We start from the raw sequence: 14,074 nt of genomic DNA, 5'->3' as shown, positions 1-14,074 counted from the left end.
TCTCGCGTCAGCGGGCGGTCACGCCGAACTTGTCCAGCAGTTCGGACTCGATGTGGTCGAGCTCGTTGTCCACCGAGCGGTGCGTGGACTTCCGGCGCTGCGCGGGCATCCGCTCGGCCGCGCGGACCGCGCTGGTCAGCTGGGTCAGGCGCTGCTCGGTCTTCTTCGCGTAGCGCTCGGCGATGAGCTGGGTCTCGCTGTCCGGCGCCTGATCGCGGAGGTCCTGCAGGGCGTTGGTGTCACCGGCGATCCGGGCGTGCAGCGCCGCGCCCCTGCCGGTGTAGCGCCCCAGCTCCTCGACCGGCACGCCCAGCTTGCGGGCCCGGGACCGGTCCACGCGCTCGCGCGCGGACCGCGCCGCCTTCAGCGCGAAGGGGGCCAGCACGGGACCGGCGATCTTGGCGATGCCGATGGCCTTCTTGGCGTTGCTCGGCGTGATCCGGCCGTGCTCGCCCTTGCTGATCGCCTTCGCGGTCTTCTTGTCGGCCTTCTTCAGCGCCTTGGCCGTCTTCTTGTCCACCGGTACCGCTGCGCCGGCCTCCGGGGCGTCCGCGATCCGCTGCCTGGCCGCGGCCTCCTCCAGCCTGCTGCGCGCGCAATCGCGACGCTTGCGCTTCCCGGCCTTGCCGAACAGCCCGCGGTGCTCGCCGCACCGCTTGTTCCGGGCAGTGAATCTGCTCACCGTGTCCGCACCTCCCAAGTCCGCGATCACCTCAAGTCTCGCGCGAGCGAGCTCGGCGAGCACACCGAGACACCATCGTGCACGCGCGGTGACGAATGCGGCTCGCATGGCACCGGGGTGATGGACGCGGCTGTCGGTAGCAGGACATACCCTTGATTCGTGAACGAAAAGGTGCTGCTCGACGCTGGCGTCGTCACGCGTTGTCGTCGACGCGTGCACCTGGAGAACGACCCGGACTCCCGCGACGTGCCGCAGGCTCCGCTGGATCCGGGCATCGAGCAGCGCATCGCTGATGCGGCCGAGCACCGGCGCAGCATCGCCGACTGGTTCGGCGCGACCTTCGGCTCCGAATGGACCGAGATCCCGCGCACCGGTACCCAGCGCGACCGCGCGCGGCTGACGCTGGAGGCGATGCGCTCCGGGGCGCGCTACATCTCCGCCGCGCAGCTGCCCGATGACGGCGACGGCGGGCGTCGCGGCGGCATCGACCTGCTGGTGCGCACCGAGGACGGTTACGTGCCGGTGCTGATCGCCCGGCACAAGACCACCGACCCCGGGCAGGGCGCGCGGGTCTCGCCGATCGAGACGCCGCTGCCGGAGTTCGCCGCGACCGACCGGACGCGCAAGGTCCGGCCGCAGCCCCGCGACCAGATGCGGCTCGCGCACGCGGTGCGGCTGCTGCAGGCCTGCGGCATGGACGCGGGCGACCGCTACGGCGGGGCGATCGGGGTGGATGCCGACGTGGTGGTCTGGCACGACCTGCGCAACCCGAACTGGCCCGGCGGGCGCACGGCGCTGACCGAGTACGAGGCCCGCTTCGGTGACCGGCGCGCGGTGGCCGAAGCCGCTGCGCAGCGCGCCGAGCCGCTGGCGCAGCCGTCCCGGATCAACGAGTGCCGCGGCTGCCCGTGGTGGCCGACCTGCGAGGCGCAGCTGCGGGAGAACCGCGACGTCAGCCTGGTGGTGCGCGGTGAGGACGCTGCGGTGCTCCGCGATCAGGGCGTTTCCACGGTCGACGAGCTGGCCGCGATGCCGTTGTCCCGGGCTGACGAGCTGAACCTGACCGGCGTGCGCAACACCGACGCGGTGCTGCAGGCCAAGGCGTGGTTGCAGGACGTTCCGCTGGTGCGGCGGGTGCGCGAGCTCGACGTGCCGCGCGGGGACGTCGAGGTCGACGTGGACATGGAGTCCTACGCCGACGCCGGTGCCTACCTCTGGGGCTGCTGGTTGTCCGGAGCGGACATCGGGTGGCCGCGGGGCTACCGGGCCTTCGCGACCTGGGACCCGCTGCCCTCGGACGACGAGGGCCGCTCGTTCGCCGAGTTCTGGGCCTGGTTCACCGAGGTGCGTCGGTACGCCTTCGAGCGCGGCCTGAGCTTCCGCGCGTACTGCTACAACGAGCTCGCCGAGAACCGCTGGATGCTGGCCTCGGCCGAGCGGTTCGCGGGCAAGCCCGGGGTGCCGACGGTGGCCGAGGTCCGCGAGTTCATCTCCTCGGCCGAGTGGGTCGATCTGTTCCAGATCGTGCGCGACCAGTTCCTGTGCCCGCGCGGCAAGGGCCTGAAGGTGATCGCTCCCAGCGCGGGCTTCGCCTGGCGCGATCCGGAGGCCAGCGGCGAGAACTCGATGCGCTGGTACCGCGACGCGGTGGGCCTGGGCGGCGGCGAGATCGACGAGACCCAGCGCGAGCGCCTGCTCACCTACAACGAGGACGACGTCCGGGCGACCTGGGTCATCCGCAACTGGATGACCGACCGAGCTCCGGCAGAAATCCCCCACGCCGAAGACCTCTAGCGGGTGGTGACAGTTTTGCCTAAAACTGTCCGGGCAAAACGGACATGATCGTGCGACGGTTTTAGGCAAAACTGTCACGCTCGCGGCTAGCGAGGGGCCATGCGGAGCGCGCCGTCCATCCGGATGACCTCGCCGTTGAGGTAGTCGTGCTCGACGATGTCGAGGGCGAGCCGGGCGTAGTCGTCCGGGGTGCCCAGGCGCTTCGGGAACGGAACGCCGTCGGCCAGGTTCTGGCGGATCTCCTCGCCCACGGTGGCCAGCATCGGGGTGTCCACGATGCCCGGCGCGATGGTCATCACCCGGATCCCGCTCGAGGACAGGTCGCGCGCCGCGGGCAGCGTCAGGCTCGCGACCCCGCCCTTGGACGCGGCGTAGGCGGCCTGACCGATCTGACCGTCCTGCGCGGCGACCGAGGCGGTGTTGATCACGACGCCGCGCTGGCCGTGCTCGTCGGCCTCGGTCTTGCCGATGGCCTCGGCGGCCAGCCGCAGCACGTTGAACGTGCCGAGCAGGTTGATCTCCAGGACCTTGCGGAACAGCTCCAGGTCGTGCGGTCCCTTGCGGCCCGCGATGCGCGCCGACGGCCCGATTCCGGCGCAGTTCACCACGATCCGCAGCGGGTGCTCACCACCGGCGGCTTGCCCGACGGCGGCCTGCACCTGCTCGGCGTCGGTGACGTCGGCGGCGACGTAGGTGACCCCGTCGACCTCGGGCGCCTTGGCGATGGCATCCGGCAGGTCCAGCGCGAACACCTTCGCGCCGCGTCCGGCCAGTGCTCGCGCGGTGGCCGCGCCGAGGCCGGAAGCCCCGCCGGTGACGATGGCCGCGGTCTCGCTGATCTGCATGTACCGATCCTTCGGGTTCGACTGCCGCTACCCGAGCATGTCTAGCACCCGCGCTCCGACATGCCCAGCGCTGAACCCGAAACAGCGGTCCCGGCGGCCGCGATCAGCGATCCCGCGGCACCTTCCTCGGTGAAGTCGCCTCCACCAGGTGCAGCAGCACCACCAGCGGCAGCGCCGCGAGCAGTGCGAGTACGACGAACAGTGCAGCTACCCCGATCAGCTCCATGCCCAAGAGCGTGGTCGTCATCACACCCTCCGCGCGTCGGCTGTCCGAGCGGATCAGCACCCCCGTCCGAGCGACATGCGCTGACGCTGGGTGTCTGTCGCGATGCAGGAGCGGGCGCGGAGAGACTTCAGCTTCGGGCTCGGGTGGCGGTGCGGGTGGTGGCGGAACCCGACGCGCCGCGCGGCTGCCGGGATCGGCGGCCTGCGCGGCGTCGCCGTGCTCGCCGCACGACGGTCAGAACCCGCGGCGGTGCGGGCCGAGTCGCACACCGCACGCGGCTACCGCCGGATGCGGAAACCCCTCAGTCGACCGGGCAGATCGCGTCGATCGCCGCGATCTCCTCGTCGCTCGGCTGCCACGCGGCGGCGTGCGCGTTCGCCCGCACCTGCTCGGCGGTGGTGGCCCCGCTGATCACCGAACCGACGGAATCGCGGGAGGCCAGCCACCCCAGCGCCACCGAGGACATCGGCATCCCGCGCTGCTCGGCGAAGACCCGCAGCTTCTCGATCCGCTCCCAGGGCGCCTCGGACAACGCCGGACCGTGCCCGGCCAGCCTGCTGCCCTCCGGTGGCGCCTGCCCCTGCCGGTACTTGCCGGTCAGCAGTCCGTTGGCCAGCGGGAAGTACGGCAGCAACCCGACCCCGAACCGCCTGCAAGCGGGCAGGATCTCGCGTTCGGCCTCGCGGGCCAGCAGCGAGTAGTGGTTCTGCGCCGAGATCGGCGTCGTCAGCCCGGCGGACCGAGCCGTCCAGGCGGCGTCGGCGAGCTGCCAGCCCGCGAGGTTGCAGTGCCCGACGTAGCGGATCTTGCCCTCGCGCACCAGGTCGTCGAGCGCGGAGAGGGTCTCCTCGATCGGCGTCAGCGGGTCCGGCCGGTGCAGCTGGTAGAGGTCGATCCAGTCGGTGTCCAGCCGTCGCAGCGAGGACTCCACCGCCCGGCGCAGGTAGCGCCGCGAACCGCGGGCGCCGAAGTCGGGGCCGTTGCCGCCCTGCATGTCCATGCCGAACTTGGTGGCGATCACCGCTTGCTCGCGGCGGCCGGACAACGCCTGGCCGAGCAGCTCCTCGCTGCGCCCGCGCGGCGAGCCGTAGGCGTCGGCCACGTCGAAGAAGGTGATGCCGGAATCCAGCGCCGCGTCGATGACGGTGCGCGCTCCGGCCAGGTCCTGCGTCGCGGTGTTCGGCCTGCCGAGGTTGTTGCAGCCGAGACCGACCGCAGAGACCACCAGACCGGATTCCCCCAGGCGTCGTGTTTCCACGGGCGGTCAGCCTAAACGCAGGGATACCGGCTCGTCACCTGGCAAGTACAGCGATTGAACAGTTGGCGAAGCCGGATCTGTCGAGCGCGGAAGCGTGCCACGATCCGTTCCGGGGTGGCGGCCGGCAAGGTCGTTCGAGGTGAAGGGGTGTGGTGATCGTGTTCGCCCGCCGAATCGTCGTCGTCGGAACCGGATACGTGGGACTGACCACCGGCGCGTGTCTGGCATCGCTGGGTCACCGAGTGGTGTGCAGCGATGTCGACGCCGCCAAGGTCGAACAGCTCAACCGCGGTGAGGTCGGCATCCACGAGCCGGGCCTGGCCGAGCTGGTGCAGGAGGGAATCGCCGCCGGACGCCTGCGATTCGTGGTCGGTTCGGCCGGCGCGGTCGCCGAGGCCGAGGTGGTGTTCCTGTGCGTGCCCACCCCGATGGGGTCGGGAGGTGCCGCGGACCTGGCGGTGGTCGAGTCGGTCGCGCACGAGGTCCGCGAGGTGCTGCCGACCGGCTGCGTGCTGGTCACCAAGTCGACCGTGCCGGTGGGCACCGCCGCGCGGCTGGCCGAGCTGGTGGGGCGCGCGGACGTCGCCGCGGTCAGCAACCCGGAGTTCCTGCGCGAGGGTTCCGCGGTGCACGACTTCCTCAACCCGGACCGGATCGTGGTCGGTTCGGACACCCAGGACGCGGCCGAGCGGGTCGCCGCGCTCTACGCCCGGCTGGGCGCGCCGACGGTGCTCACCGACGCGGCCAGCGCCGAGATGGTCAAGTACGCGGCGAACTGCTACCTGGCCACCAAGCTCTCCTACGTCAACGCGATCGCGGAGCTGTGCGAGCGGCTGGGCGCCGACATCACCGACGTCACCGAGGGCATGGGCTACGACCGCCGGATCGGGCAGTCGTTCCTGCAACCCGGCCCCGGCTGGGGCGGGTCGTGCCTGCCGAAGGACACCGCCGCGCTGCTGCAGGTGGCCGACGCGGTGTCCTTCGACTTCCCGCTGCTGGACGCCACGATCTCGGCGAACGCGCACCAGCGCACGCGGATGGTGGAGAAGGTCCGGGAGGCCTGCGGCGGGTTGCTGGCCGGGACCCGGCTGGGCGTGCTGGGACTGACCTTCAAGGCGGGCACCGACGACCTGCGCGACTCGCCCGCGCTGGAGGTGGCCCGCCTGCTGGCCGCCGAGGGCGCCGAGCTGGTCGCCTACGACCCGGGGCTGCGCGGCGACGAACCCGGACTGCCGGAGGCGCTGACGCTGGTGGACGACCCGTACCTGGCGGCGAAGGAATCGGCCGCGCTGGTGGTGCTCACCGAGTGGCAGGAGTTCCGCATCCTGGACTGGAGCCGGGTGGCGGGGGTGCTGACCGGGCGAGCCGTGGTCGACACCCGCAACCACCTGGACCCGGACGTGCTGCGCCGCGCGGGGCTGTCCTGGCAGGGCGTGGGACGGATGCCGGTCCCGGCGATGTGACCTGATCCCGCTCGCACCGGTGTGGCGCGAGGCACTCGATCGGTGATGTCCGGCGGCCTATCGTGGGCGGGTGTTCACCACGCGCCCGGAACTCGCCGGAACCCACGGGATGGTCGCCTCCACGCACTGGCTCGCCTCGGCAGCCGGTATGGCCGTGCTGGAGGACGACGGGAACGCCTTCGACGCGGCCGTCGCGGCCGGATTCGTGCTGCAGGTCGTGGAGCCGCACCTCAACGGCCCCGGCGGTGAGGTGCCCGCGCTGTTCGCCACCGCCGCGGACCCGCGCCCGCGCGCGCTGTGCGGGCAGGGGCAGGCGCCCGCGGGCGCGACCATCGCGCACTACCGCGACGAGCTGGGCCTGGAACTCGTTCCGGGGACCGGGTTTCTGGCCACCACGGTGCCCGGCGCGTGGGACGGCTGGCTGACCCTGCTGCGCGACCACGGCACGAAGTCGCTGCGCGAGGTGCTCGGCTACGCGATCGGTTACGCCCGCGGCGGCTATCCGATCGTGGGACGGATCAGCGACACCATCGGCATGGTGCGCGGCATGTTCGCCGAGCACTGGCCGAGTTCGGCGAACACGTGGCTGACCGCGTCGGGCGGGGTGCCCGTGCCGGGGTCGGTGCTGCGCAATCCGGCGCTGGCGGACACCTGGGAACGGTTGCTCGCCGAGTCGGAGGCGGCGGGCGGCGACCGCGAGGCGCAGCTGGACGCCGCTCGCCACGCCTGGTCGCAGGGGTTCGTGGCCGAGGCGGTGGAGAAGTTCGTGCGCACGCCGCACCGGGACAACTCCGGGCGCGATCACGCGGGCGTGCTCACCGCGCAGGACATGGCCGAGTTCGAGACCACCTACGCCGAACCGCTCGAGGTGGACCTGCCCGGCGGCTGGAGCCTGGCGAAGTTCGGCATCTGGTCCCAGGGCCCGGTGCTCGCCCAGCAGCTCCGGCTGCTCGACGGGTTCGACGTGTCCTACGTGGACGGCGTGCCGACGGCGGACACGGTGCACGCGGCCCTGGAGTCGGCGAAGCTCTCCTTCGCCGACCGCGAGGCGTGGTACGGGGATTCGGCCGCCGAGGGCGTGCTCGACGATCTCGTCTCGCGCGAGTACGCCGCCCACCGGCGCGATCTCATCGGCGCGACGGCCTCGCGGGAGCTCCGGCCCGGTCACCCGGGCGGGCGCGCCCCGCAGCTGCCCGCGTTCGTGGCCGAGGAGCGCGGTGTGGGCGGTGCGGCCGATCCCAGCGGAGTCGGCATCGGTGAGCCCACGGTCGGTTCCGACGGCGAGACCCGCGGCGACACGGTGCACATCGACGTGGTCGACCGCTGGGGCAACATGATCTCGGCGACGCCCTCGGGCGGCTGGCTCCAGTCCTCGCCGACGATCCCGGAACTGGGCTTCTGCCTGGGCAGCCGCGCGCAGATGTTCTGGCTGGAGGAGGGGCTGCCGAACTCGCTGGCCCCGGGCAAGCGCCCCCGGATCACGCTGAGCCCGTCGCTGGCCCTGCGGGACGGGCAGCCCGCGCTGGCCTTCGGCACCCCGGGCGGCGATCAGCAGGACCAGTGGCAGCTGTGCTTCTGGCTGGCGCACGTCCACGCGGGCCTGAACCTGCAGGAGGCCATCGACGCCCCGGCCTGGCACAGCACCGCTTTCCCGCGCTCGTTCTACCCCCGCGAGTGGGAACCCGCGGGCGCTCAGGTCGAATCCCGCATCGGAGCCGAGGCGATCGCCGATCTGCGCGCTCGCGGCCACCGGGTCGAGGACACCGGACCCTGGTCGCTGGGCCGTCTCTCGGCGGTCTCCAGAGATCCGGAATCGGGCCTGCTCAAGGCCGCGGCGAATCCCAGGGGCGCCCAGGGCTACGCGGCGGGCCGCTAAGGAGACATTTCAGTTCGAGGTTTGCGGGGCGGTGCCGGGAGCGGAACCTGACGCGCCGTGTAGCTGCGGGATCCGCTCCTTGAGCAGCAACCTGCGCGGCGCCGCGGCTGTCCTCGCCCGACGACGTCTGAGAACCCGCGGCGGCGCAGGCTGAGTCCCCCACCTGAAACAGCGGCTCCACCGCATTCTGCAAGGACCCGTAAGAGCCGTCGAGGAATTCGGGCCTCGCTGCGCGAACGCGGCGAGGCCTCCGGTAGTTGGATCAACGACCGAGTGGACCAGCATCTCTTTCGTCGAGGGGAAGCATCTTGGAAGGCGAGCACCCCAGAGGGTCTGGTCCGCAGTTCGTTCTTCTGGGAGTCGGGTCGGGATTCTTGCTGGCCCGCGCGATCTTTGGTTCCTCTCGTTCGAGGCCGAACCGCTGAACTTCATCTTGATGATCGTCGGGCTGCTGCTCGTGTGCACGGCTTCGGCGTTGCGGCTCAGGCAGGTCAGCGGCAGCTCGCGGGCGTCGATCAAGTGAGCGGCGCCGGGTGCGCGGAATCCCTCTCATCGAGGGGCGTCCCCGGCGCTTTTGATCGGTCCGCGCGGTTGGTCGAGTTCGGGCGCCCTGGGTGAAATGGGTTTGGCGGCAGAAGATCGCGTGGTCGCGGGGTCGTTCAGGCCGCGCGCAGCGTCGTGCCGAGCAGGAGCATCCGGAGCGTGCGGGCGGTGGCATCGGCGATGAGCTCCGGGGCGCGGGTGATCGCGTCGGGCAGCGCGGTCGGGCCGGTGAGGATCCCGGTGATGGCGTCGATGCCGTGCTCGTAGCTGGTGTCGGCGCCCGGTCCGATGGTCCCGCACAGCGCGATGACCGGCTTGCCGTGCCGCTTCGCCCGCCGCGCCACCTCGGTGGGGATCTTGCCGAGGGCGGTGGAGGCGTCGATCGCGCCCTCCGCGGTGATCACCAGGTCCGCGGTGCGCAACCGCTGCTCCAGATCGGTGCTGGCGAGGAAGGTGTCGAAACGCGATTCCAGCCGCGCGCCGAGCACTCCGGCCAGCCCTGCGCCGAGTCCGCCGGACGCGCCGCCTCCCGGTAACGCGGCCGGGTCGGCGCCGCTGTGCGCGGCGAGCAGCCCGGCCCAGTGGGACATCGCCGCGGCCAGCTGTTCGACCCGGTGCGGTGTCGCGCCCTTCTGCGGTCCGTAGCGGCGCGCGACCCCGTCCGGCCCGCAGAGCGCGTTCCGCGGGTTCACCGCCACGGCCAGGTCCACATCGGACAGTCGGGGGTCCAGTCCGGTGGCGTCGATGCGCCGCGCGCGCAGCAGCTCGATCCCGCCCTCGCCGATCGGCTCGTCGCGCTCGTCGCGGATCTCGGCGCCCAAGGCGCGCAGCGCGCCGGCGCCGCCGTCGCAGATCCCGGAGTCCCCGCAGCCCACGATGATTCGCCGCGCGCCGTCCTCCAGCGCGGCGGAGATGAGCTCGCCGACGCCACGACCGGTGGTGCGGCCCGGGTCGCGGTGCGTCGCCGGGACCAGCGAAAGCCCGGCCGCGGCGGCCATTTCCACGAACGCCGTGCCGTCGAACCGCGCGAAGTGCGCCGCGACCGCCTCGCCGACCGGCCCGGTGACCGAGACCGGAACGAGGTGCCCGCCGGTGGCGCGGGCGAGCAATCGTGCCGAGCCCTCGCCGCCGTCGATCAGCGGAACGCTGTCGACCACGGCTCGCGGGGCGACCCGGCTGATTCCGGTGCGGATGGCATCGGAGACCTGCTCGGCGTCCAGGCATTCCTTGAATCCGCTCGGGGCGACGGCGATGCGCAGCATGGTTTCCTCCACAGTGGGTGGTTCGGTGCTCAGAGCGAGAGGCCGAGGACCGGCCAGACGAAGAAGGCGAACAGCAGGACGAGCCCGGCCAGCGCGGGGGCGAGCAGCAACGAGAGCCTGCGCAGGTCGCGCGGCTCGAACCCGTCGTCGAGACGGGCGAACATCGCGACCGGCTTCGCCGAGGACGGCAGGGTGTGGCAGAACCCGGCTGCCGCGGTCGAGGCGAAGGCCACCGCGACCGGGTTCGCGCCGACCGCCAGCGCCGCCGGGATCAGCAGCGGGATCAGCACCGACGAGCGCGCCGACCGGGACTGCACCAGCAGGTGCGCGGCGGTGCTGATCAGCACGACGGCGATCAGCAGCGACTCCGGCCGGTCGCCGATCAGCGCGTGCCCGGCGATCCAGCCCGCCGCGCCGGAGTGGGTCAGCGTGCCGCCGAGAGCGGTCGTGGCGGCCATGAACAGCAGCAACGACCAGGGGATCTCGGCGATCGCGGCGCCGGGTTCGACGGTGCCCGCGCCGGGCGAGGTGATCAGCAGCGCGGCGGCCAGCGCGACCAGCGCGGGCGGCAGGCCGTGCCAGGCCTCGGTGCTCCACAGCAGCACGACCACCCCGAGCAGTCCGGCCGCGCGGTGCTCGGCGGGCCGCATCCGCTCGGGCACCTCCAAGCGAGCGCGCAGGTCCGCCGCGTCCACGCGCAGCGCGCGTCGCCGGTCCGCACCGGTGGTGAACAGCAGCAGCACCAGCTCGGCGGCCAGGTGCGAGCTGACCGCGGCCAGTGGCAGCCCCCACAGCAACCACTGCCCGAAGCCGATGCCCTGCCCGAGGGTCGCTGCCAGCACCTGGCTGGTGATCAGGTGCGCGCCCGCGCCGACCAGGGTCGCGATCGCCGACAGCAGCACCACCGCGGGCAGCAGCAGCGCAGTGGCGCGCAGCAGGCCGCGCGGGAGGGCGTGCGCCAGACCCCGGTGCAGCGGTAGGGCGAGCGCGGCGCGGCCGCTGGTACTGGGGATCAGCAGCGCCGTGCTCACCAACCCGAGCGTGAGCAGGTGGAACAGCGCGCGCGGCGTCCGCGCGCGGGCGGCCAGGCACACGGCCAGCCGTGCGGGCAACCCGGTCCGGTTGATCCCGGCGGCCAGCATGAACGCGGCCACCAGCAGCCAGATCTGGTTCCCGCCGAGGGCGGCGAAGAGCTCGGCCGGCTCCAGCGGGCCGAGCGCGACGAGCGCGGCGGCGGCCACCAGGGCGACGAACGTGTCGTCCAGGCGGTTACCGATCCAGCCGATCACGGCGCCCGCGAAGACCAGCAGGGTGATCAGCGCGTCCCTGCTCAGCTCCCCGGAGCCGGCCTGGGCGGGCACGGTCAGGACCGCGGGGACGGCGAGCAGTCCGAGCGCGGCGGCGGTGAAGCCGAGGGCCCAGCCCTGTCCGGTTTCCGGTTCGCGGGCGGGCGCGGTGCGGCGCGGTGGGCCGCTCGCGTGGTCCGTGGTCGTCGTCGGCACGCTGATCACTCTCGGCGGCTCCGCTGAGCCTGGCGTGAACCAGTCGTGAGAAGGCTTTCACCTCCGCGGGCGCCCAGTTGTCCACAGCCTGTGAGGCGCAGTTGTCCACATGCAGGTGACGTGCGAAAAGGGGCTCGCCCGTGGGGAGTTGTGCACAGCTGTGGACAGACTTATCCACAGCTGGTGAGAGCGCCTCGGTGGTCAGCTGGCGAGGCGGTAGCCCATTCCTCGCACGGTGCCGATGTGTCCCTCGCCGAGCTTGCGGCGGAGCGTCCGGACGTAGACGTCCACGACGTTGGAACCGGGATCGAAGTCGTAGCCCCACACGTGCGAGAGGATCTGCTCGCGGCTCAGCACCTGGCCGGGATGGCGCAAGAACAGCTCCAGCAGGGCGAACTCGCGCGCGGTGAGGTCGACGGTTCCTGCGGGAACCTGGGCGCGCCGGGTGCGCAGGTCCAGGGACACCTCGCCGGAGCGCAGCACGGTGACCTCCGCGGCGCGCTCGGCCGGGCGCAGGCGCAGGCGGACCCGGGCCAGCAGCTCCTCGAAGCGGAACGGTTTGGTCATGTAGTCGTCGGCGCCGCCCTCCAGGCCCGCGACCGTGTCGTGCACGGAGTCCCGGGCGGTCAGGATGATCACCGGTGCCGTCACGCGCTGGGCGCGGACCTCGCGCAGCACCGCGAAACCGTCCTGCCGCGGCAGCCCGAGGTCCAGCACCGCCAGGTCGTGCTCGCCGGTCAGCAGCTCGTGCAGCGCGGCATCCCCGTCGCCGACGACGGTGGTCGCGAAACCGTTGGCGCGCAGCCCCTTGTCGATGAAGGCCGCGATGCGCTGCTCGTCCTCGATGATCAGGATCCTGCTCAACAGCGGTCTCCGTTCGCGGGCAGTTCCAGTCGGAAGGTCGCTCCCCGGCCGGGTTCGGACAGCACGCGCACCTGGCCGCGGTGCGCGTCGGCGATGGCCTTGACGATGGCCAGGCCCAGCCCGGCACCGCCCTTGCGGCCGCTGCCGTGCGTGAACCGAGCGAAGACCTGCTCGATCTCCGCGGGGTCCACTCCCGGGCCCTCGTCGGAGACCCACAGCGAGACGACACCGTCGGCGGCCGACGAGCCGATCCGGATCGTCGAGCCCTCCTCGGTGTGCTGCACCGCGTTCTGCGCCAGCTGCACCACGGCTTGGGTGATCCGCTGCGCGTCCAGCGGGTGCTCGCCCTCCCCGATGTCCTCCAGGACCCAGCGGCGCTCGCCCAGCGAGCGCACCTTCGCGTCGATGTCGCTGGTCAGTTCGGCCAGCGAGGTCATGGCCGGGGTGACGAAGTCCGGCCGGTCGGCCTTGGCCAGCACCAGCAGGTCGTCGACGATGCGGGCCATCCGGTCCAGCTCGTCGGTGCACAGCCGGACGACCTCTTCCCGCTCGGCGGGGTCGTCACCGAGCAGTTCCAGGTTGCCGCGCACGATGGTGATCGGGGTGCGCAGCTCGTGCCCGGCGTCGTCGACGAACTGCCGCTGGGTGCCGAAGGCGTCTTCCAGGCGCTCCAGCATCGCGTTGAACTGGTCCGCCAGCGCGGCGACGTCGTCGCGGCCGTCGACCCGGATGCGCCGGGTCAGATCGTGCTCGCTGATCTCCGCGGCCGCCTGCCGCACGGCGCGCACCGGAGCCAGGATCAGACCGGCGATCACCCACGAGATCAGCGCGGCCAGCACCACGCCCACCGCGCTGACCAGCAGCAGGACTCGCACGCTGCGGTCGGCTTCGGCGGTGGCCGCCGCGCTGTGGTGCTCGACGACCAGCCACGCGGAGGTGCCCTGCGCGGTGTCCGCGCGGACCTTCAGCCAGCGCACCGGGCCGGACCCGGTGGTCAGCTCGCCGTAGCCGGACGGTGCGCCGATCACCTGCCGCAGCCGGGCCTCGTCGTGCGTCGCGGCTCGCAGGGCTTCGCCCTGCTCCTGGTAGACGGCGTCCAACCCGGCGGGACCGCGCCAGACGCCGACCATGGCCTCGTCCGCGCTCGGGTACTGCTGGCTCAGGTACGTGCGCAGCAGCTGTTCCGGGCTGGTGATCAGCCTGCCGGTCATCGGATCGCGCCCGCGCTCGGCGAACTTGGCGAATTCCCGGGCCTCCTGCTCCATCGCCGAGGTGGCCCGATCTTCGACCTGGTCGTGCAGGTAGTTGCGGACCATCAGCACGATCGCCAGCAGCACGACCACGAGCACCAGCAGCAGCCAGCCCATGATCTGAGCCCGGGCGGGCACGCGGGTGCCCCTGCGGTTCGCGATCTTGATGACGGGATTGGCCGGGGCCTCAGTCGTCATGGTCGTCCAGGTCGTCGTCGCCGTCGTCGTCGTTGGGCGCTGGCGGCGGCAGATCGGCCGGCGGGGCGGGTGCCGATCCGGGACCGGGTGGCGGCTCGACCGTGGGTGAGGTCGGGTCCGGTCCCGGAGTGCTGCCGATCTGCACTCTCTCGGGAACCTGCGGAGCGCGGGGCGAGTCGGTGAGCGCGAAGCTGATCAGCACCGCCGCGACGGGGAGGGCAAGCGCGGCCAGCACCAGGACGCCCTTGGGCACGGAACGCATGTCTCCACTCTGCTCAGCCCGAGCCAACCACGTGTGAAAGGGGGATGAA

12 protein-coding genes are annotated in these 14,074 nt (G+C 72.2%); 3 read left to right on the top strand and 9 right to left on the bottom strand.

Annotation, left to right across the window (positions count from 1 at the left end):
• Positions 1-7: 7 nt before the first annotated feature.
• The gene (locus ABD289_RS03680; RefSeq protein WP_344126496.1) at positions 8-682 is read right to left on the bottom strand and encodes a DUF6474 family protein; all 675 of its coding nucleotides are present in this window, start codon (positions 680-682) and stop codon (positions 8-10) included.
• Between the two features lie 159 nt (positions 683-841).
• On the opposite strand from ABD289_RS03680, the gene ABD289_RS03675 reads away from it, so the two are divergent.
• Complete coding sequence (locus ABD289_RS03675; RefSeq protein WP_344126494.1) at positions 842-2,476, top strand: TM0106 family RecB-like putative nuclease; 1,635 nt, start codon at positions 842-844, stop codon at positions 2,474-2,476.
• 86 nt (positions 2,477-2,562) lie between these two features.
• On the opposite strand, the gene ABD289_RS03670 is transcribed toward ABD289_RS03675, so the two are convergent.
• From ABD289_RS03670 to ABD289_RS03660, 3 genes are all read right to left on the bottom strand, one after another.
• Positions 2,563-3,321, bottom strand: a complete 759-nt coding sequence (locus ABD289_RS03670) for an SDR family NAD(P)-dependent oxidoreductase (RefSeq protein ID WP_344126492.1) — start codon at positions 3,319-3,321, stop codon at positions 2,563-2,565.
• A 103-nt stretch (positions 3,322-3,424) separates the two neighbouring features.
• Entirely contained in the window at positions 3,425-3,568 is a 144-nt protein-coding gene (locus ABD289_RS03665) for a hypothetical protein (protein ID WP_344126490.1), read from the bottom strand.
• Between the two features lie 280 nt (positions 3,569-3,848).
• Positions 3,849-4,805, bottom strand: a complete 957-nt coding sequence (locus ABD289_RS03660; protein WP_344126488.1) for an aldo/keto reductase — start codon at positions 4,803-4,805, stop codon at positions 3,849-3,851.
• 158 nt (positions 4,806-4,963) lie between these two features.
• Here ABD289_RS03660 and ABD289_RS03655 point away from each other — a divergent pair, with 158 nt between their 5' ends.
• Both ABD289_RS03655 and ABD289_RS03650 read left to right on the top strand, forming a co-directional pair.
• The gene (locus tag ABD289_RS03655) at positions 4,964-6,268 is read left to right on the top strand and encodes a UDP-glucose dehydrogenase family protein (protein WP_344127125.1); all 1,305 of its coding nucleotides are present in this window, start codon (positions 4,964-4,966) and stop codon (positions 6,266-6,268) included.
• 70 nt (positions 6,269-6,338) lie between these two features.
• Positions 6,339-8,144, top strand: coding sequence for a gamma-glutamyltransferase family protein (locus tag ABD289_RS03650; RefSeq protein WP_344126486.1), 1,806 nt, complete (start codon positions 6,339-6,341; stop codon positions 8,142-8,144).
• Positions 8,145-8,803: 659 nt separating this feature from the next.
• Here the strand turns inward: ABD289_RS03650 and ABD289_RS03645 are convergent.
• The 5 genes from ABD289_RS03645 to ABD289_RS03625 form a co-directional block, all read right to left on the bottom strand.
• The gene (locus ABD289_RS03645) at positions 8,804-9,949 is read right to left on the bottom strand and encodes a glycerate kinase family protein (protein ID WP_344126484.1); all 1,146 of its coding nucleotides are present in this window, start codon (positions 9,947-9,949) and stop codon (positions 8,804-8,806) included.
• 29 nt (positions 9,950-9,978) lie between these two features.
• On the bottom strand, positions 9,979-11,451 hold the full coding sequence (locus tag ABD289_RS03640) for an SLC13 family permease (protein ID WP_344126482.1): 1,473 nt from the start codon (positions 11,449-11,451) through the stop codon (positions 9,979-9,981).
• A 201-nt stretch (positions 11,452-11,652) separates the two neighbouring features.
• Positions 11,653-12,315 carry a response regulator transcription factor gene (locus ABD289_RS03635; protein ID WP_344126480.1) on the bottom strand — a complete coding sequence of 221 codons (663 nt, stop codon included), beginning with the start codon at positions 12,313-12,315 and terminating at the stop codon, positions 11,653-11,655.
• Positions 12,312-13,763 (bottom strand): sensor histidine kinase, encoded by a 1,452-nt coding sequence (locus ABD289_RS03630; RefSeq protein ID WP_344126478.1) that lies wholly within the window; start codon positions 13,761-13,763, stop codon positions 12,312-12,314. Before ABD289_RS03630 ends, ABD289_RS03635 begins: the two co-directional genes overlap by 4 nt.
• Positions 13,753-14,025, bottom strand: coding sequence for a hypothetical protein (locus ABD289_RS03625; RefSeq protein WP_344126476.1), 273 nt, complete (start codon positions 14,023-14,025; stop codon positions 13,753-13,755). The genes ABD289_RS03630 and ABD289_RS03625 overlap by 11 nt, the downstream gene beginning before the upstream one ends.
• Positions 14,026-14,074 lie beyond the last annotated feature (49 nt).

It is taken from the genome of Saccharopolyspora halophila, assembly GCF_039531955.1.
GTDB lineage: Bacteria > Actinomycetota > Actinomycetes > Mycobacteriales > Pseudonocardiaceae > Saccharopolyspora > Saccharopolyspora halophila.
Note: the sequence above shows the minus strand (reverse complement) of the source record. Positions and strands in the feature narration are given on the sequence as shown.

What these genes read in the sequence shown, in the direction of transcription:
- ABD289_RS03670 (WP_344126492.1), bottom strand. Translation starts at nt 3,321, where the DNA reads ATGCAGATCAGCGAGACCGCGGCCATCGTCACCGGCGGGGCTTCCGGC.
- ABD289_RS03665 (WP_344126490.1), bottom strand. Translation starts at nt 3,568, where the DNA reads ATGACGACCACGCTCTTGGGCATGGAGCTGATCGGGGTAGCTGCACTG.
- ABD289_RS03645 (WP_344126484.1), bottom strand. Translation starts at nt 9,949, where the DNA reads ATGCTGCGCATCGCCGTCGCCCCGAGCGGATTCAAGGAATGCCTGGAC.
- ABD289_RS03630 (WP_344126478.1), bottom strand. Translation starts at nt 13,763, where the DNA reads ATGACGACTGAGGCCCCGGCCAATCCCGTCATCAAGATCGCGAACCGC.
- ABD289_RS03625 (WP_344126476.1), bottom strand. Translation starts at nt 14,025, where the DNA reads ATGCGTTCCGTGCCCAAGGGCGTCCTGGTGCTGGCCGCGCTTGCCCTC.